The organism is Piscicoccus intestinalis NBRC 104926, from assembly GCF_001515525.1.
Taxonomy (GTDB): domain Bacteria; phylum Actinomycetota; class Actinomycetes; order Actinomycetales; family Dermatophilaceae; genus Kineosphaera; species Kineosphaera intestinalis.
The window spans coordinates 48,264-74,597 of record NZ_BCNQ01000003.1 but is presented as its reverse complement, the minus strand read 5'-3'; the positions used below and the strand labels follow the sequence as shown (position 1 = coordinate 74,597).

The 26,334-nt window shown below is 71.4% G+C and carries 23 protein-coding genes, 3 tRNA genes and 2 pseudogenes; 8 read left to right on the top strand and 20 right to left on the bottom strand.

The window, feature by feature from the left end:
- Positions 1-18 precede the first annotated feature (18 nt).
- From PINTE_RS01495 to glyA, 3 genes are all read right to left on the bottom strand, one after another.
- Positions 19-1,359: a TrkH family potassium uptake protein gene (locus PINTE_RS01495; RefSeq protein ID WP_068425217.1), complete on the bottom strand. Its 1,341-nt coding sequence runs from the start codon at positions 1,357-1,359 to the stop codon at positions 19-21.
- A 60-nt stretch (positions 1,360-1,419) separates the two neighbouring features.
- A complete protein-coding gene (gene mgrA, locus PINTE_RS01490) occupies positions 1,420-2,469 on the bottom strand; it encodes an L-glyceraldehyde 3-phosphate reductase (RefSeq protein ID WP_068425216.1) in 1,050 nt (349 codons plus the stop codon).
- A 189-nt stretch (positions 2,470-2,658) separates the two neighbouring features.
- Positions 2,659-3,936, bottom strand: a complete 1,278-nt coding sequence (gene glyA, locus PINTE_RS01485) for a serine hydroxymethyltransferase (RefSeq protein WP_068425214.1) — start codon at positions 3,934-3,936, stop codon at positions 2,659-2,661.
- Between the two features lie 134 nt (positions 3,937-4,070).
- Between glyA and PINTE_RS01480 the strand changes: the two genes are divergently transcribed.
- On the top strand, positions 4,071-4,787 hold the full coding sequence (locus PINTE_RS01480) for a sulfite exporter TauE/SafE family protein (protein WP_068425212.1): 717 nt from the start codon (positions 4,071-4,073) through the stop codon (positions 4,785-4,787).
- 241 nt (positions 4,788-5,028) lie between these two features.
- On the opposite strand, the gene PINTE_RS01475 is transcribed toward PINTE_RS01480, so the two are convergent.
- The 5 genes from PINTE_RS01475 to PINTE_RS01455 all read right to left on the bottom strand — a co-directional run bounded on the left by PINTE_RS01475 (position 5,029) and on the right by PINTE_RS01455 (position 7,418).
- Positions 5,029-5,102: transfer RNA gene (locus PINTE_RS01475), tRNA-Phe, on the bottom strand.
- Positions 5,103-5,115: 13 nt separating this feature from the next.
- Positions 5,116-5,189, bottom strand: a tRNA-Asp gene (locus tag PINTE_RS01470).
- A 17-nt stretch (positions 5,190-5,206) separates the two neighbouring features.
- Positions 5,207-5,279 (bottom strand) — tRNA-Glu (locus tag PINTE_RS01465).
- A 371-nt stretch (positions 5,280-5,650) separates the two neighbouring features.
- The gene (locus tag PINTE_RS01460; RefSeq protein ID WP_068425209.1) at positions 5,651-6,721 is read right to left on the bottom strand and encodes a PHP domain-containing protein; all 1,071 of its coding nucleotides are present in this window, start codon (positions 6,719-6,721) and stop codon (positions 5,651-5,653) included.
- 31 nt (positions 6,722-6,752) lie between these two features.
- Positions 6,753-7,418 (bottom strand): DUF4097 family beta strand repeat-containing protein, encoded by a 666-nt coding sequence (locus tag PINTE_RS01455; RefSeq protein WP_068425206.1) that lies wholly within the window; start codon positions 7,416-7,418, stop codon positions 6,753-6,755.
- Between the two features lie 658 nt (positions 7,419-8,076).
- Between PINTE_RS01455 and PINTE_RS01450 the strand changes: the two genes are divergently transcribed.
- Complete coding sequence (locus PINTE_RS01450; RefSeq protein ID WP_068425203.1) at positions 8,077-8,739, top strand: GntR family transcriptional regulator; 663 nt, start codon at positions 8,077-8,079, stop codon at positions 8,737-8,739.
- A gap of 204 nt (positions 8,740-8,943) precedes the next feature.
- Here PINTE_RS01450 and PINTE_RS24105 read toward each other — a convergent pair.
- The 7 genes and pseudogenes from PINTE_RS24105 to PINTE_RS01420 all read right to left on the bottom strand — a co-directional run.
- Positions 8,944-9,069 (bottom strand): annotated as a pseudogene (locus tag PINTE_RS24105) (flagellar FlbD family protein); the annotation flags it as partial.
- A 141-nt stretch (positions 9,070-9,210) separates the two neighbouring features.
- Positions 9,211-10,116: an alpha/beta fold hydrolase gene (locus PINTE_RS01445; RefSeq protein ID WP_084343084.1), complete on the bottom strand. Its 906-nt coding sequence runs from the start codon at positions 10,114-10,116 to the stop codon at positions 9,211-9,213.
- Positions 10,117-10,214: 98 nt separating this feature from the next.
- Positions 10,215-10,559, bottom strand: a complete 345-nt coding sequence (locus PINTE_RS01440) for a hypothetical protein (protein WP_068425197.1) — start codon at positions 10,557-10,559, stop codon at positions 10,215-10,217.
- Between the two features lie 359 nt (positions 10,560-10,918).
- Positions 10,919-11,371 (bottom strand): hypothetical protein, encoded by a 453-nt coding sequence (locus tag PINTE_RS01435; RefSeq protein ID WP_157087022.1) that lies wholly within the window; start codon positions 11,369-11,371, stop codon positions 10,919-10,921.
- A 324-nt stretch (positions 11,372-11,695) separates the two neighbouring features.
- The gene (locus tag PINTE_RS01430; protein WP_068425192.1) at positions 11,696-15,220 is read right to left on the bottom strand and encodes a PPi-type phosphoenolpyruvate carboxykinase family protein; all 3,525 of its coding nucleotides are present in this window, start codon (positions 15,218-15,220) and stop codon (positions 11,696-11,698) included.
- Positions 15,221-15,724: 504 nt separating this feature from the next.
- Positions 15,725-16,864 carry a sensor histidine kinase gene (locus PINTE_RS01425; protein ID WP_068425189.1) on the bottom strand — a complete coding sequence of 380 codons (1,140 nt, stop codon included), beginning with the start codon at positions 16,862-16,864 and terminating at the stop codon, positions 15,725-15,727.
- A gap of 126 nt (positions 16,865-16,990) precedes the next feature.
- Positions 16,991-17,230, bottom strand: a complete 240-nt coding sequence (locus tag PINTE_RS01420; RefSeq protein WP_068425186.1) for a hypothetical protein — start codon at positions 17,228-17,230, stop codon at positions 16,991-16,993.
- Between the two features lie 143 nt (positions 17,231-17,373).
- On the opposite strand from PINTE_RS01420, the gene PINTE_RS01415 reads away from it, so the two are divergent.
- Positions 17,374-18,105, top strand: a complete 732-nt coding sequence (locus PINTE_RS01415) for a response regulator (protein ID WP_068425183.1) — start codon at positions 17,374-17,376, stop codon at positions 18,103-18,105.
- A gap of 38 nt (positions 18,106-18,143) precedes the next feature.
- On the opposite strand, the gene PINTE_RS01410 is transcribed toward PINTE_RS01415, so the two are convergent.
- On the bottom strand, positions 18,144-19,412 hold the full coding sequence (locus tag PINTE_RS01410; RefSeq protein ID WP_068425179.1) for a glycosyltransferase family protein: 1,269 nt from the start codon (positions 19,410-19,412) through the stop codon (positions 18,144-18,146).
- A 1,005-nt stretch (positions 19,413-20,417) separates the two neighbouring features.
- Between PINTE_RS01410 and PINTE_RS01405 the strand changes: the two are divergent.
- Positions 20,418-20,822 (top strand): annotated as a pseudogene (locus tag PINTE_RS01405) (hypothetical protein); the annotation flags it as partial.
- Between the two features lie 277 nt (positions 20,823-21,099).
- Here PINTE_RS01405 and PINTE_RS01400 read toward each other — a convergent pair.
- On the bottom strand, positions 21,100-22,074 hold the full coding sequence (locus PINTE_RS01400) for a sigma-70 family RNA polymerase sigma factor (RefSeq protein WP_084343081.1): 975 nt from the start codon (positions 22,072-22,074) through the stop codon (positions 21,100-21,102).
- 66 nt (positions 22,075-22,140) lie between these two features.
- The gene (locus PINTE_RS22485) at positions 22,141-22,335 is read right to left on the bottom strand and encodes a hypothetical protein (protein ID WP_157087021.1); all 195 of its coding nucleotides are present in this window, start codon (positions 22,333-22,335) and stop codon (positions 22,141-22,143) included.
- 23 nt (positions 22,336-22,358) lie between these two features.
- Between PINTE_RS22485 and PINTE_RS01395 the strand changes: the two genes are divergently transcribed.
- The 3 genes from PINTE_RS01395 to csrA all read left to right on the top strand — a co-directional run bounded on the left by PINTE_RS01395 (position 22,359) and on the right by csrA (position 23,643).
- Positions 22,359-22,877 (top strand): flagellar protein FlgN, encoded by a 519-nt coding sequence (locus PINTE_RS01395; protein WP_068425173.1) that lies wholly within the window; start codon positions 22,359-22,361, stop codon positions 22,875-22,877.
- Positions 22,874-23,269 carry a flagellar assembly protein FliW gene (gene fliW / locus PINTE_RS01390; RefSeq protein ID WP_068425170.1) on the top strand — a complete coding sequence of 132 codons (396 nt, stop codon included), beginning with the start codon at positions 22,874-22,876 and terminating at the stop codon, positions 23,267-23,269. Before PINTE_RS01395 ends, fliW begins: the two co-directional genes overlap by 4 nt.
- Before the next feature lie 110 nt (positions 23,270-23,379).
- On the top strand, positions 23,380-23,643 hold the full coding sequence (gene csrA, locus PINTE_RS24710) for a carbon storage regulator CsrA (RefSeq protein WP_068425166.1): 264 nt from the start codon (positions 23,380-23,382) through the stop codon (positions 23,641-23,643).
- Between the two features lie 139 nt (positions 23,644-23,782).
- Here csrA and PINTE_RS01380 read toward each other — a convergent pair whose 3' ends face one another.
- The gene (locus tag PINTE_RS01380) at positions 23,783-24,043 is read right to left on the bottom strand and encodes a BldC family transcriptional regulator (RefSeq protein ID WP_068425163.1); all 261 of its coding nucleotides are present in this window, start codon (positions 24,041-24,043) and stop codon (positions 23,783-23,785) included.
- A 434-nt stretch (positions 24,044-24,477) separates the two neighbouring features.
- On the opposite strand from PINTE_RS01380, the gene PINTE_RS01375 reads away from it, so the two are divergent.
- Positions 24,478-24,675 carry a DUF3073 domain-containing protein gene (locus PINTE_RS01375; RefSeq protein ID WP_068425284.1) on the top strand — a complete coding sequence of 66 codons (198 nt, stop codon included), beginning with the start codon at positions 24,478-24,480 and terminating at the stop codon, positions 24,673-24,675.
- A gap of 390 nt (positions 24,676-25,065) precedes the next feature.
- Here PINTE_RS01375 and purM read toward each other — a convergent pair whose 3' ends face one another.
- Positions 25,066-26,271: a phosphoribosylformylglycinamidine cyclo-ligase gene (purM, locus tag PINTE_RS01370; RefSeq protein WP_068425160.1), complete on the bottom strand. Its 1,206-nt coding sequence runs from the start codon at positions 26,269-26,271 to the stop codon at positions 25,066-25,068.
- Positions 26,272-26,334: the final 63 nt, after the last annotated feature.

The following is a 26,334-nucleotide window of genomic DNA, read 5'->3' as shown; positions in this document are numbered from 1 at the left end:
GCCCTCGTGGGCTCCTGGTCACCCGACAATCGGACGCTCCTCGGGAAGGCTGTAGTGGCGACGCCGGGCGCGCAAGGCCAGCGCCGAGGCCACGGTCACCGTGCCGACACGACCGACGAACATCAGCCCCATGAGCAGGATCTGCCCTTCGGCACCGAGTTGGGGGGTGATTCCCAGCGACAGGCCCACGGTTCCGAACGCGGAGACGACGTCGAACACCACGGCCTGCAGCGGCAGCTCGGTGGTCATGACGAGCGCGATCGTGCCGACGGTCACCGCCCCGATCGACAGCAGCGCCACCGTCAGCGCCTGCCGCTGCACCTCGTTGCCGATCCGGCGGTGCGCGATCGTCACCTCCGGCTCGCCGCGGATCTCGGAGAGGATGACGAACCCGAGCAGGAAGAACGTCGAGACCTTCAGTCCGCCGGAGGTGCCGGCCGAACCGCCTCCGATGAACATGAGCACGATCGTGACGATGACCGTCTCGTCGTTGATGTGCGCGTAGTCGACGGCGTTGAAGCCGCCCGAGCGCGGCATGATCGCCCCCGCCGTCGCCGCGTTGATCTTCGTGGCGACCGACATCGGACCGAGGGTGTCGGGGTTGGTCCACTCGAAGGCGATGAACGTCACGAAGCCGATGGCGGCCAGCAGCAGCCACCCCCAGAACGTGATGCGGGTGTGCACCGACCAGTGGCCCGGTCGGCGCCACTTCTCCCGCAGCTCGAAGATCACCGGATAGCCGAGGCTGCCGATGAAGACCGCCGCGAACATCGGCCACACGATGATCGCGTCGGCCACGTACGGCATGAGGGAGTCGGTCTTGATCGAGAACCCGGCGTTCGTGAACGCCATGCAGGCGAAGAAGATGCCGTGGCCCAGCGCGGCGAAGAAGCCCAGCCCGCGGCGCAGGAACTCACCCGTGAGGACGACCGCGACGACCGCCTCGCAGACGAACATCAGCAGGCCGATGCGCACCAACACGCGGCGCACCTCGCCGAGCGTGGCGGCCTGCCGCTCGGTCTGCGCCGCGAGGGAGCCGGAGAGGTCGAGTTTGCCGCGCACGAGCAGCGCCAACAGGGTGGCCGCCGACATGATGCCGAACCCGCCCATCTGGGTGAGCAGCACGATGACGATCTGCCCGAACGGGGTCCAGTACGTGGCGGTGTCGACCACGGCCAGCCCGGTGATGCACGTCGCTGAGACGGCGGTGAACGCCGCCGCGAGCGGGCGCACCTCGCCAGGGTGGGCGATCGGCAGCATGAGCAGCAGGGTGCCGATCACGATGACGGCCAGGAACGCCAAGGGCACGGCGCGCACCGGACGCAGCAGCGCCCGCTGCATCATGCGCCTGAACCTCATGACACCCCCTGCTCGACTCCGCCGACCGGGCCGACCAGGGTGTGACCGGCTCAGCCCCGCTTACTCTTTCGTCTGCGCGGCCCAGAGGTTGACCCCGGAGTCGACGGCGAGTTCGTCGATGCGCCGCAGCTCCTCCTGCGAGAAGTCGAGCTGGGCGAGCGCGTCGAGGCTGTCGTCGAGCTGGCGCACGCTCGAGGCACCGATGAGCGTAGACGTCATCCGCGGGTCGCGCAGCACCCAGGCCAGCGCCATCTGGGCCAGGCTCTGGCCGCGGGTCTGGGCGATGTCGTTGAGGCCGCGCACCCGGTCCAGGTTCTCCTCCGAGAGCATGCTGCGCCCGAGGGTGCCCTCCCGAGCGGCCCGCGAGCCCTCCGGGATGCCGTTGAGGTAGCGGTCGGTGAGCAAACCCTGGGCCAGGGCCGTGAACGCGATGCAGCCCATGCCCGCCTGGTCGAGTTCATCGAGCAGGCCCTGCTCCTCGATCCACCGGTTGAGCATGCTGTACGAGGGCTGGTGGATGAGCAGCGGGGTGCCGAGTTCGCGAGCGATCGAGGCCGCCTCCCGGGTCTTGTCGGCCGAGTAGCTGGAGATGCCGATGTACAGGGCCTTGCCGGAGCGCACCGCGTGATCGAGGGCCATCATCGTCTCCTCGATCGGGGTCTGCGGGTCGAACCGGTGGCTGTAGAAGATGTCGACGTAGTCGAGTCCGAGGCGGCGTAGCGACTGGTCGAGGCTGGCCAGCACGTACTTGCGGCTGCCGCCGCCCTGGCCGTAGGGGCCCGGCCACATGTCCCAGCCGGCCTTGCTGGAGATGACCAGTTCGTCGCGGTAGCCGGCCAGGTCCTGCCGCAGCATCTGCCCGAAGTTGATCTCCGCCTGGCCGTACGGCGGGCCGTAGTTGTTGGCGAGGTCGAAGTGGGTGACGCCGCGGTCGAAGGCGCGGCGCACGATCGCGCGCTGCGTCTCGTGCGGCTTGTCGTCGCCGAAGTTCTGCCACAGACCGAGCGAGATCAGCGGCAGCTGCAGTCCGCTGCGGCCGCAGAAACGGTAGGTCATCGCGTCGTATCGGCCTGGGTCGGCCGCGTAGTCGCTCATGCGCAGGTAGCTCATGGGCTCATCCTGCACCGGGCCACCGACAGGCTGCGCAGGCAGGGGTGCGGTCAGGCAGCCGGGAGGCGGCGCGGAGGCGGGCGTACGAACGGGCCTCCCGAGGGGTTGGGAGGCCCGTCGTGGCCCGTCGTGGAGCGGGCGCTGGGCGACGATACGCCCGGTGAGCGCAACGCTTGCTGAGAACTCGGGTCAGGAGCTGGTCAGGCTCGGGTAGAGCGGGAACTTGCGGGCGAGTTCCTCGACGCGGGAGCGCAGCTGCGCCGCCTTGTCGTCGTCGAAGTCGGGCGCGAGCGCCTCGGCGATGATGTCGGCGACCTGCGCGAACTCGTCCGGTCCGAAGCCGCGCGTGGCCAGGGCCGGCGTGCCGACCCGCAGGCCGGAGGTGACCATCGGCGGTCGCGGGTCGTTGGGCACCGCGTTGCGGTTGACGGTGATGCCGACCTGGTGGAGCCGGTCCTCGGCCTGCTTGCCGTCGAGCTCGCTCTTGGCGAGGTCGACGAGCACGAGGTGCACGTCGGTGCCGCCGGAGAGCACGCTGATGCCCGCCTCCGTCAGGTCGGGCTTGAGGAGCCGGTCCGCGAGGATCTTCGCGCCCTCGAGGGTGCGCTTCTGCCGGTCCTTGAACTCCTCGCCCATCGCGACCTTGAAGCTGACGGCCTTGGCGGCGATGACGTGCTCGAGCGGGCCGCCCTGCATGCCGGGGAAGACCGCGGAGTTGATCTTCTTCGACAGCTCGGGGTCGTTGGTGAGGATGACGCCGCCGCGCGGACCGCCGAGGGTCTTGTGCGTGGTGCTCGTCGTGATGTGTGCGTGCGGCACGGGGTTGGGGTGCAGCCCGGCGGCGACGAGGCCGGCGAAGTGCGCCATGTCGACCATGAGGTAGGCGCCGACCTCGTCGGCGATCTGCCGGAACCGCTCGAAGTCGAGCTGGCGCGGGTAGGCCGACCAGCCGGCGATGATCATCTTCGGCTGGTGCTCGCGGGCCAGGGCGGCGACCTCGTCCATGTCGACCAGGCCCTGCTCGTCGACGTGGTACGGGTGAACCTCGAACATCTTGCCGCTGTAGTTGATCCGCATGCCGTGGGTGAGGTGCCCACCGTGCGCGAGGTCGAGCCCGAGGATCTTGTCACCCGGCTGCAGCAGCGCGAAGAAGACCGCCGTGTTGGCCTGGGCGCCCGAGTGCGGCTGCACGTTGGCGTACTGCGACCCGAACAGCTCCTTGAGCCGGTCGATCGCGAGCTTCTCGGCGACGTCGACGTGCTCGCAGCCGCCGTAGTAGCGCCGACCGGGATACCCCTCGGCGTACTTGTTCGTCGCCACAGAACCCTGTGCGCTCATGACGGCCACGGGAGCGAAGTTCTCCGACGCGATCATCTCCAGGGTGGACTCCTGCCGGTCCCGCTCGGCGTCGAGCGCGGCGGCGATCTCCGGGTCCACCTCGGCCAGGGACTGATTGAGGAGGTTCATGGGCGGCAGTCTGTCAGATCACACCGCCGGGCGAACCCCCGCCCGCAGATCACACGTCGCCGGGTTCGAGCGCGGCCGTGCGCGCTCGCTCGAGGCCGCTTGCAGGCGACCCGACCGACGGTCAGGATCGAGCGGTGGACTGGACGACGGTGCTCCTGCTGGGCCTCGCGGTGGCCGCGGGCGCGTTCGTTCAGTCGTCCATCTCCTTCGGGATGGCGGTCGTCGCGGCGCCGTTCGTCGTTCTCGGGGAGCCGGGGCTCATGCCGGGGGCGCTGCTCATCCCCAGCCTCACGCTGCCGACGATCCAGCTCGCCACGCTCCCCCGCGACATCGACTGGCGCGCCCTCGCGTGGGCCCTGCCGGCGCGTGCGGTTGCCACGCCGCTGGGCGTGGCGATCGTCGCGCTCGTGTCCACCCGGGCGATCGCCGCGACGGTGGGTGTTCTCGTGCTGGCGACGGTCGCCGCCTCCGTGTGGAGCCCGCGGGTCCGTCCCACCCGCGCCGCTGCGGCCGCGGCGGGCGCGATCGGCGGGGTCGCCGGCACCGCCGCCACGATCGGGGGGCCGTTCCTCGCGCTCGTGCTGCAACACAGCCCGCCGGTGCGGCTGCGCTCGACGATGGCGACCTTTTTTGTCGCCGGCTCGACGATGGCCGTGACCGGGCTCGTGCTCGGTGGGCAGTTCACCCGGGAGCAGCTGCTCGCGGGTCTGACCTGGCTGCCCTTCGTCGTGCTCGGCCTCGTCGCGGGCGCCCCGGCGCGGGCCCGCCTCGACCAGGCCCGCCTGCGCCGGTTCGTGCTCGCGTTCTGCGCCCTCGCCAGTGTCACGGTCATCGCGCGCTCGTTGCTCTGAGCAGAACTGTTCACGACAGTGTGTGCAGTGACCGCTCGCGAGCGGTCACTCCGGCGGGCCGCGCAACACCGCTGGTCACGGCCTCAGACTGCGACGCCCAACCCGGATTGACCGCTCGGCAGGCGTCGAGGGGTCACCACCAACGAATCTGTGCAGTCTGGAATGCATGCCTGCGCGACGCATCAGCCCCGACACACGCAAGAGCCCCAGGCCAGCGGGGCTGACATGGGGCTCTTCGCGGTGGCCAGGGGCGGGGTCGAACCGCCGACCTTCCGATTTTCAGTCGGACGCTCGTACCAACTGAGCTACCTGGCCCTGACAAGCAGAGCGACCCCGACCGGGCTCGAACCGGCGACCTCCGCCGTGACAGGGCGGCGCGCTAACCAACTGCGCTACGGGGCCTCGTGTGAGGTAATGCGTATCCCCAACGGGATTCGAACCCGTGCTACCGCCGTGAAAGGGCGGGGTCCTAGGCCGCTAGACGATGGGGACCTGACATGTCACTCTCAGGCCCTCGCCGCCTGCGCACTCACGACCAGCAGCAGCTCGGATCCCTCGAGGACATCCGAAAGCATAGGACACGCCTGCCTCCAACGCCAAAACGGCCCCCGCGCTCTGTCCACGGAGGCGGCCAGCGGCCGGCCCCACCCCAGGGGCGGCCCGCCGCAGGAGTCGGTGAGAACTGCGCTTCACGGTCGCGACTGCGGCACGGACAGCAGTTGTGACCGTGAAGCGCAGTTCTCAGGGTCGTGGGGCCGGGTCGTTGGGCCGGGTCGTTGGGCCGGGTCGTTGGGCCGGGTCGTTGGGCGGGGTCGTTGGGCGGGTCAGGGGCGCTGGATCGTTGGGCGGGGTCGTTGGGCGGGTCAGGGGCGTTGTGCGGCCCACTCCAGGAGGCGGTCGCGCTCCCAGGTGGTGACGATGCGCTCGGCGGGCACCCCCAGGCGCTGGGCGCGCGCGGCGCCGTAGGCGAGGAAGTCGAGCTGACCCGGGGCGTGGGAGTCGGTGTCGATGCTGAACAGGCAGCCGGTCTCGAGCGCCAGCGTGATGAGCTCGTCGGGCGGGTCGCAGCGCTCGGGGCGGGAGTTGATCTCCACCGCCACGTCGTGCTCCGCGCACGCCTCGAACACGGCCCGGGCGTCGAAACTGCTCGGCGGGCGGGTGCCGCGGCCGCCCTCGACGAGCCGTCCCGTGCAGTGGCCGAGCACGTTGGTGCGCGGGTTGCGCACCGCGCCGAGCATGCGGGCGGTCATGACGTCCGCGGGGCTGCGCAGCTTGGAGTGCACCGAGGCGACGACGACGTCGAGGCGCTCCAGCAGCTCCGGCTCCTGGTCGAGCGAGCCGTCGTCGAGGATGTCGACCTCGATGCCGCGCAGCAGCGTGAAGCCCTGGCCCTGCAGGTGGCCGTTGATGGCGTCGACGACCCCGAGCTGACGCACGAGCCGCTCCTCCGAGAGCCCGTTGGCGACCCGCAGGCCGCGGGAGTGGTCGGTCAGCGCGAGGTACTCGCGGCCCAGCTCCATCGCGGTCGCGACCATCTCCTCGATCGGGGAGCCGCCGTCGGACCAGTTGGAGTGGGAGTGCAGGTCGCCGCGCAGCCGGGCCGCGAGCCGCTCCCCGCCGTCGACGAGCGGCCCTGCCGCGCCGGAGCGTTCGAGGTCGAGCAGGTAGTCGGGCCGCCGGCCCGCGAGGGCCTGCGTGATGACCGTGGCGGTGCTCTTGCCGATCGCGGGCAGCTCGGTCAGCGTGCCCGCCTCCGCGCGCCGGGCCAACTCGTCGCGGCCGGTGCGCACGACGGTCGCGGCCGCCTTGCGGAAGGCCTCGATGCGGCGGGTCTGGCCGCGGGTGCGCTCCATGAGAAACGCGATGCGGCGCAGGGCATCGATCGGCTCGATCGGCTGGTCGGTCTGGCTGGGGTCGGCCGGTTCGGCGGGCATGGTGGCCAGCGTAGGCGCGGCGCTCGGCCGTTCAGTCGCGCAGCCGCACGTCGTCGTCGGTGCGCACCGAGATCGAGCGGGAGGCCCCGGGATCGCTGACGACGTCGGACTCGACGTCGCCGCCGGCCAGGTCGAGGCGGTACGTGCCCTGCCGGGCTCCCAGCTCGACGTCGCCGCCGCTCGAGCGGATCGTCGTCGCGTCGACCGACCCGAGATCGTCGATCTCGACGTCCCCGCGGTCGGTGCGCACGTCGAGGGTGGCTCCCGACGCCACGGAGCCGGTGACGTCGCCGCCGGCCGTCGTCACGGCGGTCGGTCCGTCGACGCCGGCGAGGCGCACGTCACCGCCGTCGGAGTCGACCTGCAGGGCCGCGAACCGGCCGGAGACGTCGGCGTCGGCGTCGTGCACCCGCAGGGTCAGTCGGGTGCCGGCGGGCACGGTGATCGATGCGTCCGCGCCACCGAGCGGGGCGCCGCCACAGTCGAGGGAGCCGGTGAGCCGGCCGTCCGCGACGCTCGCCACCAGCGGGTCGCACCGCCCGAACAGGCGCTCGTCGACCTCGACCCCCAGGCGCCCCGGATCGCCCGCGACGAGCCGCAGGTCGTCGACGCCACGCACGTCGAGCTCGATGGCCCCCGGCGCGTCGATCGTCTGCGACTGGCTCGCTCCGCTGCTGTCGGCGGCGACGTAGGCCACCCCCACCAGCGCTGCCGCCGCGACCGCGAGGCCTCCCAGGGTCCGGCGGGCGCGGTGCCCTCGCGACGGTCTCCGGCCGCCGGCCGCGCCACCCGGCCACCCCGACGCCCCCGAAGACCCCGACGACCCCGACGACCCCGACGACCCCGACGAAGTCGACGACCCAGACGACCCCCACGCCCCCCGGGGCCCGGGCGGCGCGGCCTCGCCCGGGCCGACGTCCTGCGGCCCGCGCACCGGTCCCGTGTGGCCGCCACGCCGAACGACGGAGTCGACCTCCGGCAGGGGGTGATCCTCGTCATGCGCCATGTGTCGGTCTCCTGTCACACATCCGCCCTGCGGCCCGGTGAACGCGGTCGCGCCGTCGATGAACGCGGTCGTGCCCCCGGCCGACGTGCTCACCGTAGCCCCGCGCTGGTGCGCGCGAACACACCGTGTCGTGGGCGGCAGGGGCCCCGCGGCGCCCGCGAACCGACTCCGCACACGTGTCAGAGTTGGACGCCCGACTACGAAAAACACGCTCCGACCTGCGAAAATGCTGTTGAACTCGAGGATTTCACGGGTTACCGTCATGTACGTAGACGTCAGTCTTGGGGGCCCTGCGCGCGTCAGCGGTAGCTGGCGTGCGCTTGCGACACGACACGGGAGGAGGGCCCCAATGACACGGCCGATGTCCGCCACGGACCGCGCGTACCACGAGACGCGTGGCCGAATCCTCGATGGGCTGCTTGCCGGTGGGGACGTGATCACCGAAGGTCAGGTCTCGACCTCATTGGGAATTTCGCGAACCCCCGTGCGGGAGGCCTTTCTGCGCCTCCAGGCCGAGGGCCTGCTGCAGCTGTACCCCAAACGCGGCGCGGTCGTCGTGCCGGTCTCGGTGGAGGAGGCCACGTCGGTCATGGAGGCGCGCGAGATCATCGAGACGGCCGCGGCGACCAAGCTGCTCACCGAGAACGAGGAACTCCCCCGCCACCTCATGGACGCGCTGTGGAGCAACCTGTCCGAGCAGCAGCTGCACGCCCACTCCGGTGACTACCCCGCGTTCATGGAGGCCGACACGCGCTTCCACCTGCTGCTCGTCGAGTCGTGTGACAACCCGTTCCTCGTCGATCTGCTGCGCAACCTGCGCGACCATCAGCGCCGGCTGGGGCAGAGCGCCGCGAAGACCGACGCCGCCGAGCGCATGGTCGCCGCGCACCGGGAGCACCAGGTGCTCGTCGACCGCCTCGACCGCGGCGACCTCGACGCCTACCTGTCCGCGCTGCGGGCGCACCTGCGCGCCGGGCGCGCCCGCCTGCTCGGGGCCGTGCAGCGGGCCTGATGCGGGGCTACTCGCGCGGGCGCTCGGACCTATATCGGGCCTACTCGGGCCCGGCGACCGACTGCAGCCGCCCGCGGCGGGCGGGCCACCGGCTCCGGGAGCGGTCGGACGGTTCGCGGGAGGCGGGTCGGCGGTGGCGGTCAGCACGGCGGCCCGAAATCGGCGCACCTCGGCGACGATCTGCTCGACGGTGTCGGCGACGACGTACTGGGTGCCGCTGACGAGGGTGATGACGGTGCCGTCGGCATCGGAGGTCTGTTCCAGACGCTCGATGAGGTCAGGGTTCAGCGCGAACGACGGGCCGCCCCCGCGACGCGTGACTGTGATCATGGCAGGACCCCATCCATGGACGTGGGCGACCCCGGATTCGGGCAAAAGGTTGGGTCACCGCCCGTTCCTTATCGACAACTAGTCGCCCGACGTGAACGCCCGACCACCATGATCCGCGACATAGTCGCAGGTCAAGCAAGGTCAGCCGGCGGCGCGCCCACCGGTCGCCGCCGCGTCGAGTTCGGCGACGGCCTCATCGACGAGACGCGCGATGACGTGCGGCGTGGAGTGCTGCGGGTAGTGGCCGCCGGGCAGGAAGCGGGCGTGCACGTTGCTGTGCCGCAGCGCGAGCGCCTCGATGTCGCTCCAACTGGACGGTTCGAAGGTGCCCTCGTTCGCCACGAGCCACGCCTGCAGCTCCAGCCCGTCGAACGCGTCCGCGCACGGGAACAGCGGGGTGTCCTCGAAGGAGTAGAAGACGCTGATGTCGGGGGTCGCCGGGCGCAGGCTGTACGTGCCGTCGTGGTGGTCGAACATGCTGCGCTCGAGCACGGGAGTCGGCAGCGGCACGTCCTCCGGCAACCACCAGTCGCCGGAGATCTTCTCGGCGAGGTCGCGAAGGTAGGTCTGCGCGTCGGGCGCCGGCACCGGCAGTTCCAGGCTGAACCGGCTCTTGAGCAGCTCGCGCAGCTCGGTGCCGTTCCACAGCGCGTGGGCCGTGACCATCGCCTCGCGGGAGCACGCGCACGACCCGTTGATGAACATGAGCCCGCCGATGCGCTCCGGGGCCTGCCGCCCCGCCTGCAGGGTGACCGCGCCGGACATCTCGTGGCTGACGATGAGCGGCTGCTTCAGGCCGAGGTGGTCGATCACCTCGACGAGGTAGCGCCAGATCTCATCCCCCGGGATGACCGGGGCGGTCGAGTGGCCGTGACCCGGCAGATCGATCGACACGCAGCGGGTGGAGACCAACTCGGCGACCTCGTCCCACTGGCGGGCGTTGAATCCCGGTGAGTGCGCGAACAGCACGTCACGGCCGGTGCCGCCATAGTCGATCGCCGCAAGACTGCCGCCGGGCACGGGCACGGCGATCTCACGAGAACTCATGTCCGGAAGTATCCCAGGACTGGCGCTGCCGTGCGCGACCCACCATCAGCCGAAATCGCCTGATCACCAACGGCCTACGTGCGAGGAGCCGGGGGCGTTCAGGTCAGGAATTCCCGCAGGGTGAGACCGAGTGCCGCCGCGGTCGCGTCCGACACCGCCCGCGCCGCCCGATACGACACCGAGTCGGCCCCGAGCCGCAGCGCCCACGCCAGGTCGGCGTCGTCGCTTCGGACATCCAGGTCGGAGTCGGTCCAGCCCTGCGGGGGCGCTCCCGGGTCGGCGATCGTCAGGTCGTCGTGAGTGGCGGGCAGGGCGGGCGTCACGTCGAGGCGTCGCTTCGTGGCGAGCGAGATGACCTCGGCCATCGTGGGCGCGGCGACATCGAGGAGAGCGTGATCGGTCGAGTGCGACCGGCGGGCCCCCGACCCGGCGACTGACGACATCGCGTGTTCTCCATCCGTGAGCTCGGCCAGCAGTGGAGGGCTCTGGTTGTCCGTTGCCGTCCCTATCGGCCCACCCCCGCGCAGAGTGAGACATTACTCACAACTCGCCCGCGGCCCAGGGCGGCTCAGGGCCCGCGCACCGTCGTGCGGCCACCGGCACCGCGACCGGTCACCGCCTCCTTGGGCGGCACCGGGACCGAGACGGGACACCGCCTCCGCGACGGGACACCGGTCCGCGAGACGGGACACCGCACGCTCGACGGGACACGCGCGATCGCAGGTGTCCCGTGCGGGAAAAGCGGCTCAGTTGAGAAGACGGTGTCCAGTCGAAGAGGCGGTGTCCAGTCCCGGCGGAGGGGTCACCTCACTGGGCGCTGAAGGCGCCCAAGGGGCTGAGTGGGGCCGGGGCGAGTCGGGCCAGGGGGCTGCGGGGGTCGCGGCGCCCTGGCCGAGGTGCGGTTGCGCGCGGCGGTGACGTTCTCGACGGCGACGTCGAGGGTCTTGAGCCGGCGGTCGAGCCAGCGGCGCCGCCGGGCGAGTTCGGCGCGGCGCAGTTGCACGGTGGTGCGGGCGGCGTCGATGCCGGGCAGCGAGGAGCCGGCACCTGCCATGGTCGTGACGTCGACGGCCGGGAGCGGGTAGTCGGTGGATCGGCCTGCCTCCAGCGCGAGTTCGCGCACCTGGGCCTGCAGGATGATGCGGCCGTGTTCGGTGTGGCCGTCCGCGGCCGCCTGGTCGGTGAGCCGCCGCAGGCGCTGCAGCGTGCCGTGGGTCCGGCTCAGCGACGCCTCGGCCGCGCGCACCGCGAGCATCGCGTACTGCGTCTGCCGCCGAATCTGCTGGAGCTGGTCGACCCGACCCCCCGGACGCGCGGAACCGCCCACTGGCCGAAAGTCCCCGGAACCTCCGATCTCTCCGACATCCCCGGAAGCCCCGGAATCCCCGAGACCCCGAGCACGCGGACCATCCATGCTCTCCCCCAACTCCCTCCGACCGTGCCGGGCACCTATCGACCGGTCGTCGCGGGGTTGAAGGCATTCGCGCCCCCGGACCGGTACGGACGTCCGTACCGGTCCGGGAAAGCGCCTGACCCGGTCTCTCCGAAGAGCGCACCAGGCAACGAAACGCTGTGCGCTCTAGCGGAATCGAACCTCACGACCGATGGTGCCGATGAGCGAGCGCCGGTGCCCGTCGGAGGAGACCCGGGCCAGCTCCTCACGCACCCGGTAGAGCCGCTCGTCGAGGCCGAGGCGCGCGACGACCGCCGCGTTGCCGGGGGCCGCGACGAAGTCGGACAGGGTGCGCACGCCCGCCTCGAGGTGCGCGACCTCCTCGCCCTGGCGGGAGTCGAGCCGGGCCGCGTACCAGTCGCTGGCCAGCACGTTCTCCCGGTCGAACATCTCCCGCAGCTCCGGGGAGTCCAGGGTGAGGCCGGCGGCACTCTGCCCGTACGCCATGATCTCCAGCAGCGCCCGCAGCGGCGGCACCGCGAGGTCGGCCGTGCCGTCGTCGAAGTAGCCGCGCGCCACCCGCCCGTGGGTCGTGACCATCGTGTCGATGGCGTCGACGAAGACGCCCAGATCCTGCTGCTCGGGTCGCAGCATGTCCGGGGTGAACACGACCTCGGGGTGCATGAAGATGCGTCCGAAGTAGCGGGAGGCGAACCGCTCGGTGATGCGGTAGCCGAGCCGGCTCGCGGCGACGACCCGCCCGTCGACCTCAAGATCCTCGATCCGCTCCAGCGAGCCCTCCGCCACGAGCGTCGCCGCGTCGCGCTCCTGCGGCTTCATCCGCGAGAACACCTCGGGGATGAGCAGGCTGATGTCGTGGTCGACGCGCACCTGCGGGCCGATGTACCCGGCGCTGGAGATCCAGCCGTCGTAACCGGTGAGCACGTACGACAGCAACGCCGAGTTGAGGTCGAACGTCGTCGGCATCGCGTTGAACGGCGCCTTCGTCAGCGCGCCCTCCGAACCCGCTCCGGTCGTCGACGGCGACTTGCCGGTCATCGAGCTGATGAACTCCATGAACAGCTCGGGCAGCTCCATGTAGTGCAGCGGGTTGAACGCGCACAACGCCGGCACCCCGTCTTCCGGCGGGTTGTTGCGCCGCCCGGCCGCGACGATGTCGACGACGTGCGGGATCGTACGGGTCACACTGGCCCGGTTGCGCAGGTGCAGCGCGAGCTCGGCCGCCGCGGTCTCGACCGGGCGGGCCAGGTCGGGACGCACCTGCAGGTAGCGCGGGTTCTTCGTCGGCTTGCCGCCCACGAGGCGGGGATTGGCCGAGCACACGAAATACTCCGGGTCATCCGCCGACACCGACTCCACACCCTCCGGGGCCTGCGCCGAGACCCCGTGCCCGTTGCCATGCCCGAGCCCGTTGCCATGCCCATGCCCGTTGCCGTGCCCGTTGCCGTGGTCGAACCCGTGCCCGTGGCTCGCCGACTCCGGCGCGGCCGACGCGGCCCGCTGGATGAGGTTCTGCACGGGGGCGGTGAAGCGGCTGAAGTTCACCGCGTCGTCGCGCATGGCGACGGCGGTCGAACGGTCGAGCGGCTCGAAGTTCGACAGGAACGTGCCGGGCGCGGAGATGTCCCGCTCGGCCTGCTTGTCGTAGCCGCGGTGGATCGCGTCGTCGGGCCGCTGGAAGAGCAGCATCTCGCAGTTCTCGACGATCTTGGCGGACAGGCCCCGGGTGCTGCCGGCCGCCGCGGCCGTCTCCGGGGAGACGACGACGCTCGCGGTGATGTCGTCTTCGGTCTGCACCTTGACGGCCGGGCTGAAGTCGGGCCGCAGGCCGAACACGCGCCACGAGCCGTCTTTGTCGAACCCGACGCGCAGCGTGTTGACCCGCACGCGGTTGCCGTCGAGGCGCAGCACGTTGCCCTGCCGGCCGTTGATGATGCCGACGCTGAAGTGCCGCTTCCAGTCGTCCCCCCACTCGGGGCGGTAGGCGCTCTTGATGACGTAGAGCAGCTCCTTGACGTGCGAGGGGATCGTCTCGAGCCACGCGTTGTACTCGTCGGTGTACTCGTTGCTCGGAGTCAGCAGCTTGATGACGCTGCCGACGCTGCGGTCCTGCCCGAGCACCGAGCGGGTGTCGGTGCCGCACCGCTCCGGGTCGGCGAAGCGGTTCGGCAGGTCGTAGGCGAGGATCGACTCGACCGCTGCCATGTCCTCGCGGAAGTCCGAGACGTACGCGGTGCCGTACCCGATGGAGTCGGTGATCGCCTTGGAGATCTCGGACTTACCGCCTCCGGAGACGGTGCTGGGCTTGTGGAAGCCGGTGACGACCGGGGAGGTGCCGACGAGCGTCCACTGGGTGCGGTCGTCGGGGTGCTGCGCCATCGCGACGCGGTAGCCGTCGGGACCGAAGTACGTGCGGTCGGCGCGCAGCGGGATCTCGCCGCGCCCGAGCGGTCCGTCCCAGCTGACGGTCATGGAGCGCAGGCTGTACGTGGCGCGGGCGGGCACGACGACGAACGGGTGCTCGCGGTGCACGGCGTGCCCCTCGGGGCGCCGTTCGAAGACCTCCGGGTCGCGGGCCACGACCGCGGCCACCGACGCCTCGGCGCTGCCGAACCGGTCGAGGAACTCGCGCCCGAGGTCGTAACTGGGAAAGGCCAGGGCGCCGCCGCTGTGCTCCTCCTCCACCTGCCCGGAGAGGTTGGCGGAGTAGCCGATCTGCGTCTTGACCTCCTTCTTGCAGTAGCCGAAGTAGTTGTCGGCGATGACGGTGACGATGATGCCGCGCTCGTCGCGGGCGCACGCCTTGAAGGCCTGCCCGTCGTTGTACAGCTCGCCCTCGCTGCGCCAGCACATCCGGTCGCGGCGCTGCCGCTCGGTGGCGTGGTCGTAGTGCGGGAGCCCGAGTTCCTTCTTGGTCACCGAGGTCAGGTGCGGGGCGAGGATGACGTAGCCGGTGTGCCCGGTCCAGCCGCTCGGGGCCATCGCGGCGTCGTTGTCGGGCAGATACGGGTCGCCGCCGTTGCCGAAGATGCCTTCGACGAAGTCGAGGTTGCTGACGAGGCTGCCGGGGGCCATGAACCGGATCTCCATGCGCCGCTCGCCCTCGACACCGGGCACGGCCGGCGCGACCAGCGGGCGCAGCAGCAGGGAGACGAAGCAGGCCGCCGGCTCCTCGAGGCCGGCCGTGTACGGCAGCACCATCGACTCGCGCGGCGGCTTGGTGGCCAGGTCGAGCAGCCGGGCGTAGACGGCCTTCGGCACGATGCGCTTGTCCTGCGTGATCGCCAGGCCGCCGTCGGCGATGTGGAAGACGCCGGCGGTCGTGCGCCGGTCGTTGTGCGGGTTGTGCAGCACGCCGTTGAGGAGGCGGTAGCTGCGCACGAGCGAGGACGAGAAGTAGTCCTCGCGAGCCGGCAGGGAGAGTTCGCGGGCCAGGCCCGGCTGGTCGAGGACGAGGGACGTGCGCGGCAGCCGCACGGAGCCTGCCACGTCGGACAGGTAGTCGTCGAGAAACGCCTGCACGCGCTCGTCGACGCGGGGCGGGCGCTGGTCGAGGCGGCGGGACAGTTCACGCTGGCGCGCCAGCAAGGGGGACACGACCGACTCCGGGCCGCCGTCGGCGGTCTCATGCGGAAGGTCAAGCAAGGCCAGGCGCAAATTGATGGCGTCGTGCATATCGGTGAGACCCATGCCACAGATCGAAGCATTAGTGCACCGCCCGCGTCACCACGTATCGGCCAAATTCCCCGATGAACTCACGAACCGGACACGCCCCCGAGCACCCGGAAGCGGGCGCGAGAGCGCGCTGGCGTGGTGGTGGTTCGACGGGGTCGACCGGATCGTGGGCCGGTGGCGAACCCTGTGCGGGGCGAGGACTCGTCCTCACCCCGCACAGTTCCCCTGATGTCCGCCCAGCCTCCCCGAGGTCCGCAGCTGCCGGTGTGTCCCTTCCGGCCGCGTCGTCAACCGATCAGCGGGGCGAGAAGAGTGTGCCCAGATCAGGGGGCTCGTTCACAGTCCCGCACACGAAGTTCCACCAAAGGATTGAGGCCGTCTCGCGCGGCGCCCACCGAGTGATGGGCGTCACCGGCCGAAGGGGCCACCGGGCCGCCGACGAGGGGCTTCGCCGCGTCGCCTTACGTGTCACCTGCCGTGTCGCCTGCCGTGTCACCCTCGTGTCGCCGTGTCGCGTTCTCACGCGCCCGGCAGCACCGCCCGCACCCGCCAGCGCCCGCCGTCGGGGCCGGCTTCGAGCCGCCCGCCGAGCAGTTCCACGCGCTCGGTGAGACCGATGACGCCGAGCCCGGTGGAGCCGAAGTCGGCGACGGCGCGGCCGCCGATGTCGTTGGCCACCTCGACGACCAGCCCGTCCGGGGTGTCACGCACCAGGATCTCGCAGGCCGCGGTCGCCCCACCATGTTTGACGATGTTCGTCGTCGCTTCTCGCAGAACGCGATCCGCCGCGAGGTGCACGCTGGGCGCGAGCCGCCCGACCGAGCACTCGACGCGCACGCTGTGGCCCGCGGCCCGCAGGTCGTCCGCGAGCCGGTCCACGAGCCGGGACAGGTCGGTCGTCGACCGGCCGTGACTCTCCCGCCCCTCGTGGGCCCCCTCCGAGGCCTCGGCGGGCCACGACGCCTGCGGCTCCCCGGCCTCGTCGGCGATGACGTCGCTGGCGCGCAGCACCAGCAGCAGGCGCCGCAGCTCCTCCAGCGACTCCCGCGAGGACCGCTCGATCGCGTCGCGGGCCGTCTCCTGCATGGCGGGGTCGGGGGTGATCCGCAGCACGGTGGCCTGCATCGAGATGAGCGTGAGGCCGTGCGCGACGACGTCGTGCAGCTCCCGCGCCAGCGACTGCCGCTCACGCTGCCGCACCCGCGCCACCTGCGCTTCCAGCTGAGCCGCGCGCTGCTCGATGACCACGTTTCGTCTCCTCGTCGCGCCCAAGGTCCACCCCACGAAACCGGAGATCAACGACAGCATCACCACCGTCCAGGCCACCAGCTCGGCGCGTTCGGTGCTGCGCAGCGCGATCCCGACCAGCCAGACCACGCTCGCCACGCCGATCATCGCGCCGGCGACCGGATCGGTGCGCAGCGCCGCGAGGAACACGAAGATCGCGATCACGCCCAGCCCGTAGGGCAGTTGATGTGACAGCAGTGACGTGGCCAGGGTCAGGATCGCGACGGCGGTGGCGATGCGGGTCCACCGGACGGCGAGAGTCATGGCGAGCAGACCCAGGCTCGCCGATGCCACCGCGGTGATACGCGTCGCAACGGGCAAGGAGTCCTGCTCCGCGTAATAGATGATGTCGCTGAATAAGTTGGCCAGCACGAGTGCACCCAAGGCCACGTATCCGACGAACCACCAGCGCGGGCCCCGGCGGGTGGACGCGCCAAATCGCTGCCCGGCGGCATCTGTTCGGGGGTTGCGAGGATCCGGCGTCACAACCCCGTCACATTAGCTGCAGAAGATGGGCACGAGCTCACAGAGCCCGGCCCCCCAGCCGTCCGGGCTCTGGTTTCCGCCACCGCCGGGGTTGCCGGGGGTGACGGGCCCGCCTCCGCGACCGGCGGAGACGACGGACACCGAGGGCAGGCTCTGGCTCGACACCGGCTGGGCGCCGGCGGTAGCCGCTCCGGCGACGGCGAACAGGGCGGCGCAGGTGCTCGCGACGATGAGGGTGGGTAGACGACGCATGGCAGAACTCCTGGTTCGTGTCGGCGACCCCCACGGGCCGCTCGGTCAGGCAAACTAGCCCCGTCGGGCGACCCACAGGCGCCCCCACAGTTGACGCAGCCCCGCTCCGCGTGACGCGCCGGAGAACCACTCAGGACGGCCAGATGACCCGCAGGCGAATCCTCATCGCCGACGATGAGGCCCTGATGGCCCAGGGCCTCAAGCTGTTCCTGGAGAGCAGCGGGGAGTTCGAGGTCATCGCGCTGGCGGGCACCGGGCAGGAGGCGGTCGACCTCACCGCCGATCTCGCGCCCGCGGGCGTGCTCATGGACCTGTCGATGCCCGTGCTCGACGGCATCGCCGCGACCCGACTCATCCGGGCTCGGCATCCCGAAGTGAAAATCGTGGTCGTCACCACATTCGCCACGACCGACTCGGTGGTGCCGGCGCTGCGGGCGGGGGCCGACGGCTACCTGCTCAAGGAGAGCACCCCGGAGGAACTGGTGGCGGCGGTGCACGAGGTCTTCGGCGGCGGACGGCCGCTGTCGCCGCGGGTCACCGAGGCGCTCATCGCGGCGGTCGGGGCCACGCCGGCCGCGCCCGACCCGGCTCCCGACGGAGGCCGTGAGGCGCACCCGCCGCCGCTGACCGAGCGCGAGCGCGAGGTGCTGGACCTGTTGGCGCAGGGGCTGAGCAACCCGGCGATGGCGCGCGAACTCAGCCTCAGCGAGGCGGCGGTGAAGTCCCGGCTCGTGCAGCTGACGACGAAGTTCGGCGTCTCCAGCCGGGTGCAGGTGCTCGTGCGCGCGTGCGAACTCGGGCTCGTGAAACCGCGGCTGCGACCGGATCCCGCGGAGCACCCAGAAGCGCCTGGCTACCCCGACTACCCGGTCTGACCCGGACACCCGGGCACCCGGGTCAGAGCCCGGCGGGCTCACATGATGCGGACGGCCTTGGGGGTGTCGGTGCGCACCTCGCGCAGCGCGGCCGCCAGCTCCGGGCCGGGGGCGGGCAGCGTGTCGAAGCCGTCGGCGACCTCGTCGAGTCGGCGCGCGTCGGCCTGAATGATCATGTCGGCCAGGCCGGTCAAGCTCCGCGGACCCCACAGCTTGAAGAGCATGCGGCCGTGCCGGGCGGCCAGCCCGTACCGAGCGATGAGGTCGACGCACCGGGCCAGGGCCTCGTCGAACTCCCCCAGCCGGTTCGCCAGGTGCATCTGTTCGGCGAGGATCTGCGGCGTCGCGACGACCCGGCCCTCGGAGTCCGTCGCGTTCTCGAGCCGGGCCAGGATGTCCCAGGCCACGCGGGCCTGCCCCTGCGCCGAGTGCAGCTGCGCGGTGAGCCAATCGCTGTACTGTTCGTCGGCGCCGTCGGCCCGCAACTCGGCGATCAGCCGGTTCGCCCCGTCGTAGTAGCCGTGCTCGATGAGCAGCGTCGTCAGGTCCTCGCGGGCCCGCCAGCGGTAGGTGTCACTGGCCTTGACCCGTCGCGCCCGGTTGAGGTCGGCCAGGGCCCGGTTGTCGTCGCCGAGCGCGCGGTGGGCGCGGGAGCGTTCGACGAGCGCGGTCACCAGGTCGTTGCCGCCGACCCCGCCGGCCTCCAGCGTGGCCACCGCGGAGTACGCCCGGTCGAGTCGGCGCTCGAGCCGGTCCCGCTCGAGGGCAGCGTCGGGCTCCGCCACGACCGACCAGATCGACAACGCCTCGGTGCCGGCGCCCACGGTGACGAGCCGACGCCCGGGCACCAGCGGCTCCAGACGCGCCTCCAGCGCCCCGGTGAAGTGCGCCCGGTCGGGCCGGTAGAGCCGCTGCTCGCGCCGGCCGTGTCCCCCATGCCGGCCGGCGACCTGCACCGTCATCGCATCCGGCTCCCCCACCATGCGATCCGGCAGCGACAGCAGCGTGGTCAGCGCAGGAATGTCGACGCGCACCCGCTCGTGCGGCTCGAGCACGAGCACCCAGGGGGCGGTCGTCATGCAGGCGGCGGCGTTGCGGGCGGCCGAGAGGTCGCCGTCCCAGTGGGCGATCTGCACCTTGGCGCCCGCGTGCCGGGCGGCGGACAGGATGGATTCGGAGGCGCCGGCCGCGTACACGCAGATCCCGGTCAGCAGATGACCCAGCTGTCGCGCGGACTGCAAGCATCCGTGCGGGTCACGGGCCTCGTCACCGACGACGAGGCAGACGGTGATCCGGGGGGCTGTCATGCCCACCTATCGACGGTGCCCGGCGTGTCTTAAGTGACGAATTCGCGTCGATCTGCTATAAGCTCACGGCGTGGTCGCGGCCGGTGAAGGGTGGACGCGTCTCGCCGGGGCTCGGTGGTTTGCGGGCGGGCACACGGGTTTGACCGTGAGCAGCGCGCGACGACGACGCCGCTTCGGACTCGCGCAGCCGCCGGGCGTCCGCGCGCCCATCGGAATGCGGCGGCGGGGTGCGCCGTGACGGTGAGGTCGCGCACGCGGCCGGAGCCGAAGCGGGCGCCACGGGGCGTCGATTCGCATCCATGCGCACGTGTGACCGTTCCAGACGATGCCCGGCGTGGCGCCCCGACCGGCTCCGACCTGGTCGCGACACCGGCTCCTTCGGCGCCGGACGGGGTGCGCTGAGCGATCTTGACGCGATCCTTACCGAGACTGGACGAACGTTTGGTCGGGAGCGGTAGCCTCGCGGCCGGGGCCGGCGACCCGGTCCGCGGTCGCCGTTCAGCGCGGCGGCATGGATGCCGATGGGAACGTGCGGGCGATCGACGGCGCCCGCGACGACGGGGGTGGGCGTGTTCGTCTTCGGGGTCTGCATCGACGCCCAGGAGGTCTTCGACCGGCACTGCCTGCCCGCGATCTCCGCCTACGGCGGCTCCGACGCGACGCTGCTGACCTCCCGCGACACCCCGATCGCCGCGACCTACAACGCGATGCTCGACGCCTGCACCGGCATGCCCGACGTGGAGGCCGTGGTGCTGCTGCGCGAGAACGTCGACATCACCGACCCCGACTTCGTGACCAAGGTGCGGGCGGCGTTCGCCGCAGACCCCCGCCTCGCGGTGCTCGGCCCGGCCCGGCGATCAAGCGGGCCAGCGGGGCGCGCACGTCACCGGCGTCGAACACTCGGAGCAGGCCGCGCACGTGGCGCGCACCCGGCTCGACGAGGTGCACACCCTCGACCTGACGACCGCTCGGGAGCTGCCCTGGTGACCGGCTCCGTACGACCTCGTCGTGCTCGCCGACACCCTCGCGCGCACCGTCGACCCGGAGGCGGTGCTGCGGCTGCTCGTGCCGCACCTGTCGACCGACGGTCGCGTGCTGCTCACCGTGCCGAACGTCAAGCACTGGTCGGCGCTGCTCCCGCTGCTGCTCGAGGACCGCTGGGAATACCAGGAGTCGGGCGCGCTGCAGGAGGCCAACCTGCGCTTCTTCACGATGGTCGAGATCGCGACGCTGCTGCGCGAGGTGGGCCTGGGTGCCCTGGAGACCTGCGCGGCCCAGCAGCTGCCGCTGGCGAACGAGTCGCGACTCGAACCGCTGCTCGCCGCGATCGAGCAGTACGGCGCCGACCCGGTCGAGGCGGGCACGCTGCTGAACTCCTACCAGTACGTCATCGTCGCGCGGCGCGGCTGACCGGGCGCGAGCCGGCCGCCTCTCGGTGGGCCACCCGCCCGCCCTCGGAACGGGCAAGAGCCCCCAGTGGCGCGTTGGGGGGCGCGCCGCCAGGGGCTCTTGCAGGTGCCGGCAGGGGGAGCCGGCGTGCGACACCCAGGTTGGGGGGCCCGGGGCGCACCGCTGTGGAGCTGTCGCCGTGCGTCCATCCGACGCACGTCAAGCTCCTGATCGGCACGGCCGCGCGGATCCTTAGACGAATCCGCGCGCATCCTCGCGCGACCACTCACACGGGCGGTCAGACCGCCTCGAACTGCGATCCCTCTTCGGTGGCCGTCGGCATCGTGAGCCGGTCGCGGTAGCTGGAGCGCGCGGCGATCGAGGCGTAGTACGAGGCCTTGCGGCGAGCAACCGCTCCCGCGGCGTTGGCCGGCACCGTCACGAGTTCGGGCGCCAGCTGGGAGTTCATGCCGTCGCGCAGCAGCTTGAGCGCCTCGGCGCGCATCTGCGAGATCCGCGACTCGGTGACGCCGAGCTCCTCGGCGAGCTCACGCATCGGCCGGTCCTCGAAGAAGCATCCGCGCACCACCACCTGCAACCGCTCGGGCAGGGCGTCGATGGCGTCGCGCAGGTAGGCCTGTCGCTCGCGGGCCACGAGCGTCGCCTCGGGCGTGGCCGACGTGCTCGGCAGCACGGCGTCGGCCCCCACGGAGTCGGTGATGACGTCGAGGCGCAGCACGACCGAGCTGTGCAGGTCGGCGTCGAGCCGCTCGAGTTCGGCGACGCTGACACCCATCTCGGCGGCGACCTCCGGATCGGTCGGGCGCCGGCCGAGGCTGGCCGCGAGCGCGTCGTGCACGGCGTCCCGCCGGCGCACCTTGCTGCGCAGCGAGCGCGTCGCCCAGTCGGCGCTGCGCAGCTCGTCGAGCAAGGCACCCCGGATGCGGCGCACCGCGTAGCGCCCGAACGGCACCCCCAGGCTCGCGTCGAAACTGCGAGCGGCCATGGCCAGAGCGGCCATTCCCGCGCTCACCAGATCATCGGTGTAGACGTGACCGGGCAGCCGTGAAGAGATCGCGCGCACCTCGAAATTCACGAGGGGAAGATGCACTCGGCACAACTCATCCACATCCACCTCGGATGGCGAGGAAGGAACGATTTCTGAAGCGGTCACGAAAACCAAGTTATGAAGCACCTGAGCATTCCCCAATGAAGGCCCACATCGTGAGAATCCGCAGGTCAAAGCCTGGTTTCGAGCGGATTTTGAGGGCATGTTGGATACAACCTGAAAGGTTTTCGCAGCTTCTTGATAACCATTTGGACGAGCGACCCGATTTCCTCACGCCAGAGAATTGAACAACCGTCCAGAATTTCCGTCGCCTTTTCTGAACAATCGTCCTGCAGTAAGGCTCGGTGCGTATTCGACCGACCGGCAATCAAATTCGCGCGCGTCGCGGTCCGGGTCGGTGCGGCACCCGTCGCCGCCGCGGCCTGGAGAAACGCTCAACTGGCCGCCGGCGACGACGATGAGCACCGCGTGAACGAAGCGAGGCCCGCGTGGCCGGCCGGGTGACCGGCCCGCTGTCCGGCCCGGTGTCCGACGACACCGTGGCCGCGCTGTCGAACCTGTCGAGCGCGCTGTGGCGCCTGCAGGAGCTGTTGGAGACCCTGACGTACAAGCTGGAGGTCCAGCAGCTCATCCTCGAGACGGGGCGCGCTCGCTGGCTGGGCCGCTGCACGCGGGAGATCGAGGTGCTCCTGCAGCAGATGCGGGAGGCCGAACTCATGCGGGCCCTCGACGCCGGGCCCGCCTGCGAGGCGCTCGGCCTGCCCGCCGGCACCTCGCTGGCACGACTCGCGCAGGCCGCACCGGCTCCGTGGAACGACCTGCTCGCCGAGCACCGACGAGCCTTGACGCAGCTCACCGCGGAGCTGTCGACCGTGAGCCGGTCGAACAGCCGGTTGCTCGCCGACGCGTACGAGGCCGTGCAGGAGACCCTCGACCAGTTCGACGCGGCCGGGGGCGTGGGCGCCCCGCTGCCGGAGCGCCCGCGACCGGGCGACGCGGGGTCGTGACCGACACCGACGGCCTGCCCGAGGTCGTGCGCCTGCCGCTGGGCCTCGTCGGGCTCCCGACGGCCCGGCGGTTTCGGGTGCGCCGCACCGAGCCGGACCTCTACGACCTGGAGAGCCTCGACGAGCCGGGGCTGGGGTTCGTCGCCGTGACGCCGACGCCCTACTTTCCCGCGTACTCCCCGATCATCGACCCGGAGACGGCCGATCACCTGCGCGTGCGGTCTCCCGAGGAGCTACTCGTCCTGCTCCTGGTCAACCTCGGCACCGATCGCGAGCCGCCCGGGGCGAATCTGCTCGCGCCGCTGCTCGTCAACCGACGCAGCGGGGAGGGCATGCAGGTCGTTCTCATCGACCAGGAGCTGCCGTTGCGGGCAACCTTTCCGCGCCCGTGACCGGGCGGCGGGGCGCGGCCCACCGACGCCGTGGGAGACCGAAAGCCGTTGTCGCGCTAACCTGTCGAGCAACGCAGAGGTGCGACTCCCGCGCCCCGAAAGGACCGATCGTGCTCGTTCTCAGCCGTCGCCCCCAGCAGAGCCTGCTCATCGGCCACGACGTGGTCGTCACGGTGCTCGAGGTCAACGGCGATACGGTCCGGCTCGGCATCACGGCACCGAGCGACGTCGACATCCACCGCGAGGAGATCTACCGCGAGCTGCAGCGGACCAACCGGGAGTCGTCGACGACACCGGGCTCTGCCGCGGAACTCGCGCGGCGCATCCACGCCGCCGCCCAGAACGGTCAGGAACCGTCGTCCGGAGCGCAGTAGGTCGCGCCCTCGTCGGCGGGCGCGTTCACGCACCGAGGTGCGACCGGCCACGCCCAGGAGGCAGCGCACGGGCGACCGTGCGCGGACGAGGCGGACGAGGGTGGCAGGCGGCCCGAGTGACCGAACCGCCTCGCACCGATCAGGTGGTGGCGTCTCGCCGGCCGACGGGCTCGGTCGCGACCGCCTCGCCCTGGGCGTCGGCCAGCAGCGCGTGCACCTCGGCCGAACGGTAGCGGCGGTGACCGCCGAGGGTGCGTAGCGAGGTCAGTTTGCCCGCCACCGCCCACCGCGTCACAGTCTTGGGATCGACTCGAAAGAGGGCGGCGACCTCGGCGGGCGTCAACAGGGCGTCCCCGGGGTGACCGTTCTCCGACGAGGGGTTCGTGGTCTCACGATACATACAGCGGGCCTCTCACGCATGTGTTTCAGCGTTGGCTGGAAGTTCGACCCGCAAGGCCGCGGAAACGAACACCCAAAGAGTACTCCGGGAACGTCACCGTTCCGTCACCCTCTCTTCGCGTCTCCTCAGGAATCGGGCACAACCGACGAGTTACCGCGATCCGCGCATCTTCCACCCTCGACGGCGGCCGGTCAAGTCGGCCGCCACGGGCCGTCCACGAGGCCGGCGCGGGCGGCGCTCGGGGCCGCGCTCGGGCCGAGCGCGCCACGACCCGGCGCGCATCGGTGCCGCTTCCGGGTATTCGGCAGACTCCTGTACCGTAGTCCCCACGAACATACGAAATTCCCGGAGCTGCTCCGTCTGGGCTGGACGAACCGCGTGGTCGTCGGGCCTGTGATGATGCCGCCCGGCAGATGCGTGAGGGGGTCGACGCCATGGGGCGCGGCCGAGCAAAGGCCAAGCAGACCAAGGTGGCCCGGGAGTTGAAGTATTTCAGCCCGGACACCGACTTGCGCGCGCTTGAGCGTGAGCTACACGGATCCAGGGACAACGCTCCCAAGGACGTCGAACACGACAGCGACGAGTACGACGAGTACGACGACTACGACCGGTGGGCCGCCGGAGGCCGATAACGGTCGCCATCCGGTGGCAGCCCCCTGCACCCCCTCCCGGGCTGACCGATCGACGACCTCACCGCCTGTCGTGAGTGTCGCCTGCGGTCTGTGACGTCGCGGCCGTGCGCCGCCCGTCCCCGTTCCAGGGTGCGTTCAAGGGTGCTCGGGGTTCGTGACGACGCACCGATGCCGATGAGAAGCCGGGCAACCGGCCGCTCATCGGCATTCGTGTGCCTCCAGCACCCGCCACCCACTCGGCCCGAAAGGCCTCCCCCACTCGCCGAAGGCCTCACCAACTTGGCCGAAGGGCACCCCCACTCGGCCGAAGGCTGCCCTTTCGGTCGAGGGCTCCTGCTACAGATCTAGCCCTCGACCGAAAGGGCAGCCTTCGGCCGAATTGGGGCGGGGTCAGGGGTGGCGGCCGACGACGCGGACGGCGCCGCCGTCGACGCCCTTGGTGCCGCGGACCACCTCGTCGCCCGCGCCTCCGGGGCCGTCGCCCGCGCCGGGACGCTCACCCGAGTCGCCGGCACCCTCGCCCGAATCGCCAGCACCCCCGACCGGGGCGCCGGGGCCGTCGGGCTCGGCGACGACGTCGCCGAGGACCCAGGCGGGCACGCCGAGGGCGGCGGCTGCAGCCACGGCGGCGTCGGCCTGCTCGGCCGGGAGCACGGCCACGAAACCGATGCCCATGTTGAGGGTGCGCTCCAGGTCGGCCACCGGCACCGCGCCGAGGTCGGCGACGACGGAGAACACGGCGGGCGGGGTCCACGTCGCGCGGTCGACGGTGGCCAGCACCCCGGCGGGCAGCACCCGGGCGAGGTTGGCGGCCAGACCGCCTCCGGTGACGTGGGTGAGCGCGTGCACGTCGAGGCCCGGGTCGCGCAGCAGCGTGAGGAGGTCGGCGCTGTACACGCGGGTCGGTTCGAGCAGCTCCTCCCCCAGCGTGCGGCCGAACTCGTCGACGTGCCGGTCCAGGCCCCAGCCGGCGGCCGCGACCACCGCGCGCACCAGCGAGTAGCCGTTGGAGTGCAGCCCCGACGAGGCCAGCGCCACGAGCGCGTCACCCGGGCGCACCCGGTGTGCACCGAGCACCGCGTCGTGTTCGACGACGCCGGTCGCGGCGCCGGCCACGTCGTACTCGGTCGGGTCGAGCAGCCCCGGGTGCTCGGCAGTCTCCCCGCCGACGAGGGCCACCCCGGCCTGTTCACACGCCGCCGCGATGCCGGAGACGATGGCCGCGATGCGTTCGGGCACGACCTTGCCGCACGCGATGTAGTCGGTCATGAACAGCGGCTCGGCGCCGCACACGACGATGTCGTCGACGACCATGCCGACGAGGTCGAAGCCGATCGTGTCGTGCTTGTCGAGGGCCTGCGCGATCGCGACCTTCGTGCCGACACCGTCCGTGCTCGTCGCGAGCACGGGTCGCATCATCCCCTGCAGCGCGCTGGCGTCGAACATGCCCGCGAAGCCACCGAGGCCGCCGAGCACCTCCGGGCGGGTGGCGCGGCGCACCGACTCCTTCATGAACTCGACGGCCTTGTCGCCGGCCTCGACGTCGACGCCGGCGGAGGCGTAGGTGATCGGTTGGCGGGGCGGGGTCGCGCTCATCGCGGTGGTCCTTCGGGTCGAGGGGCGGCGCGCGGCGCCGGGACGATCGGGCGGGGTCGCCCG

Bases quoted from the DNA above. Each gene is read 5' to 3' on its own strand.
- PINTE_RS01495 (WP_068425217.1), bottom strand. From the start codon at position 1,359: ATGAGGTTCAGGCGCATGATGCAGCGGGCGCTGCTGCGTCCGGTGCGC.
- mgrA (WP_068425216.1), bottom strand. From the start codon at position 2,469: ATGAGCTACCTGCGCATGAGCGACTACGCGGCCGACCCAGGCCGATAC.
- glyA (WP_068425214.1), bottom strand. From the start codon at position 3,936: ATGAACCTCCTCAATCAGTCCCTGGCCGAGGTGGACCCGGAGATCGCC.
- PINTE_RS01460 (WP_068425209.1), bottom strand. From the start codon at position 6,721: ATGCCCGCCGAACCGGCCGACCCCAGCCAGACCGACCAGCCGATCGAG.
- PINTE_RS01450 (WP_068425203.1), top strand. From the start codon at position 8,077: ATGACACGGCCGATGTCCGCCACGGACCGCGCGTACCACGAGACGCGT.
- PINTE_RS01445 (WP_084343084.1), bottom strand. From the start codon at position 10,116: ATGAGTTCTCGTGAGATCGCCGTGCCCGTGCCCGGCGGCAGTCTTGCG.
- PINTE_RS01440 (WP_068425197.1), bottom strand. From the start codon at position 10,559: ATGTCGTCAGTCGCCGGGTCGGGGGCCCGCCGGTCGCACTCGACCGAT.
- PINTE_RS01435 (WP_157087022.1), bottom strand. From the start codon at position 11,371: ATGCTCGCGGTGCGCGCGGCCGAGGCGTCGCTGAGCCGGACCCACGGC.
- PINTE_RS01430 (WP_068425192.1), bottom strand. From the start codon at position 15,220: ATGGGTCTCACCGATATGCACGACGCCATCAATTTGCGCCTGGCCTTG.
- PINTE_RS01420 (WP_068425186.1), bottom strand. From the start codon at position 17,230: ATGCGTCGTCTACCCACCCTCATCGTCGCGAGCACCTGCGCCGCCCTG.
- PINTE_RS01415 (WP_068425183.1), top strand. From the start codon at position 17,374: ATGACCCGCAGGCGAATCCTCATCGCCGACGATGAGGCCCTGATGGCC.
- PINTE_RS01410 (WP_068425179.1), bottom strand. From the start codon at position 19,412: ATGACAGCCCCCCGGATCACCGTCTGCCTCGTCGTCGGTGACGAGGCC.
- PINTE_RS01400 (WP_084343081.1), bottom strand. From the start codon at position 22,074: ATGCCCTCAAAATCCGCTCGAAACCAGGCTTTGACCTGCGGATTCTCA.
- PINTE_RS01380 (WP_068425163.1), bottom strand. From the start codon at position 24,043: ATGTATCGTGAGACCACGAACCCCTCGTCGGAGAACGGTCACCCCGGG.
- PINTE_RS01375 (WP_068425284.1), top strand. From the start codon at position 24,478: ATGGGGCGCGGCCGAGCAAAGGCCAAGCAGACCAAGGTGGCCCGGGAG.
- purM (WP_068425160.1), bottom strand. From the start codon at position 26,271: ATGAGCGCGACCCCGCCCCGCCAACCGATCACCTACGCCTCCGCCGGC.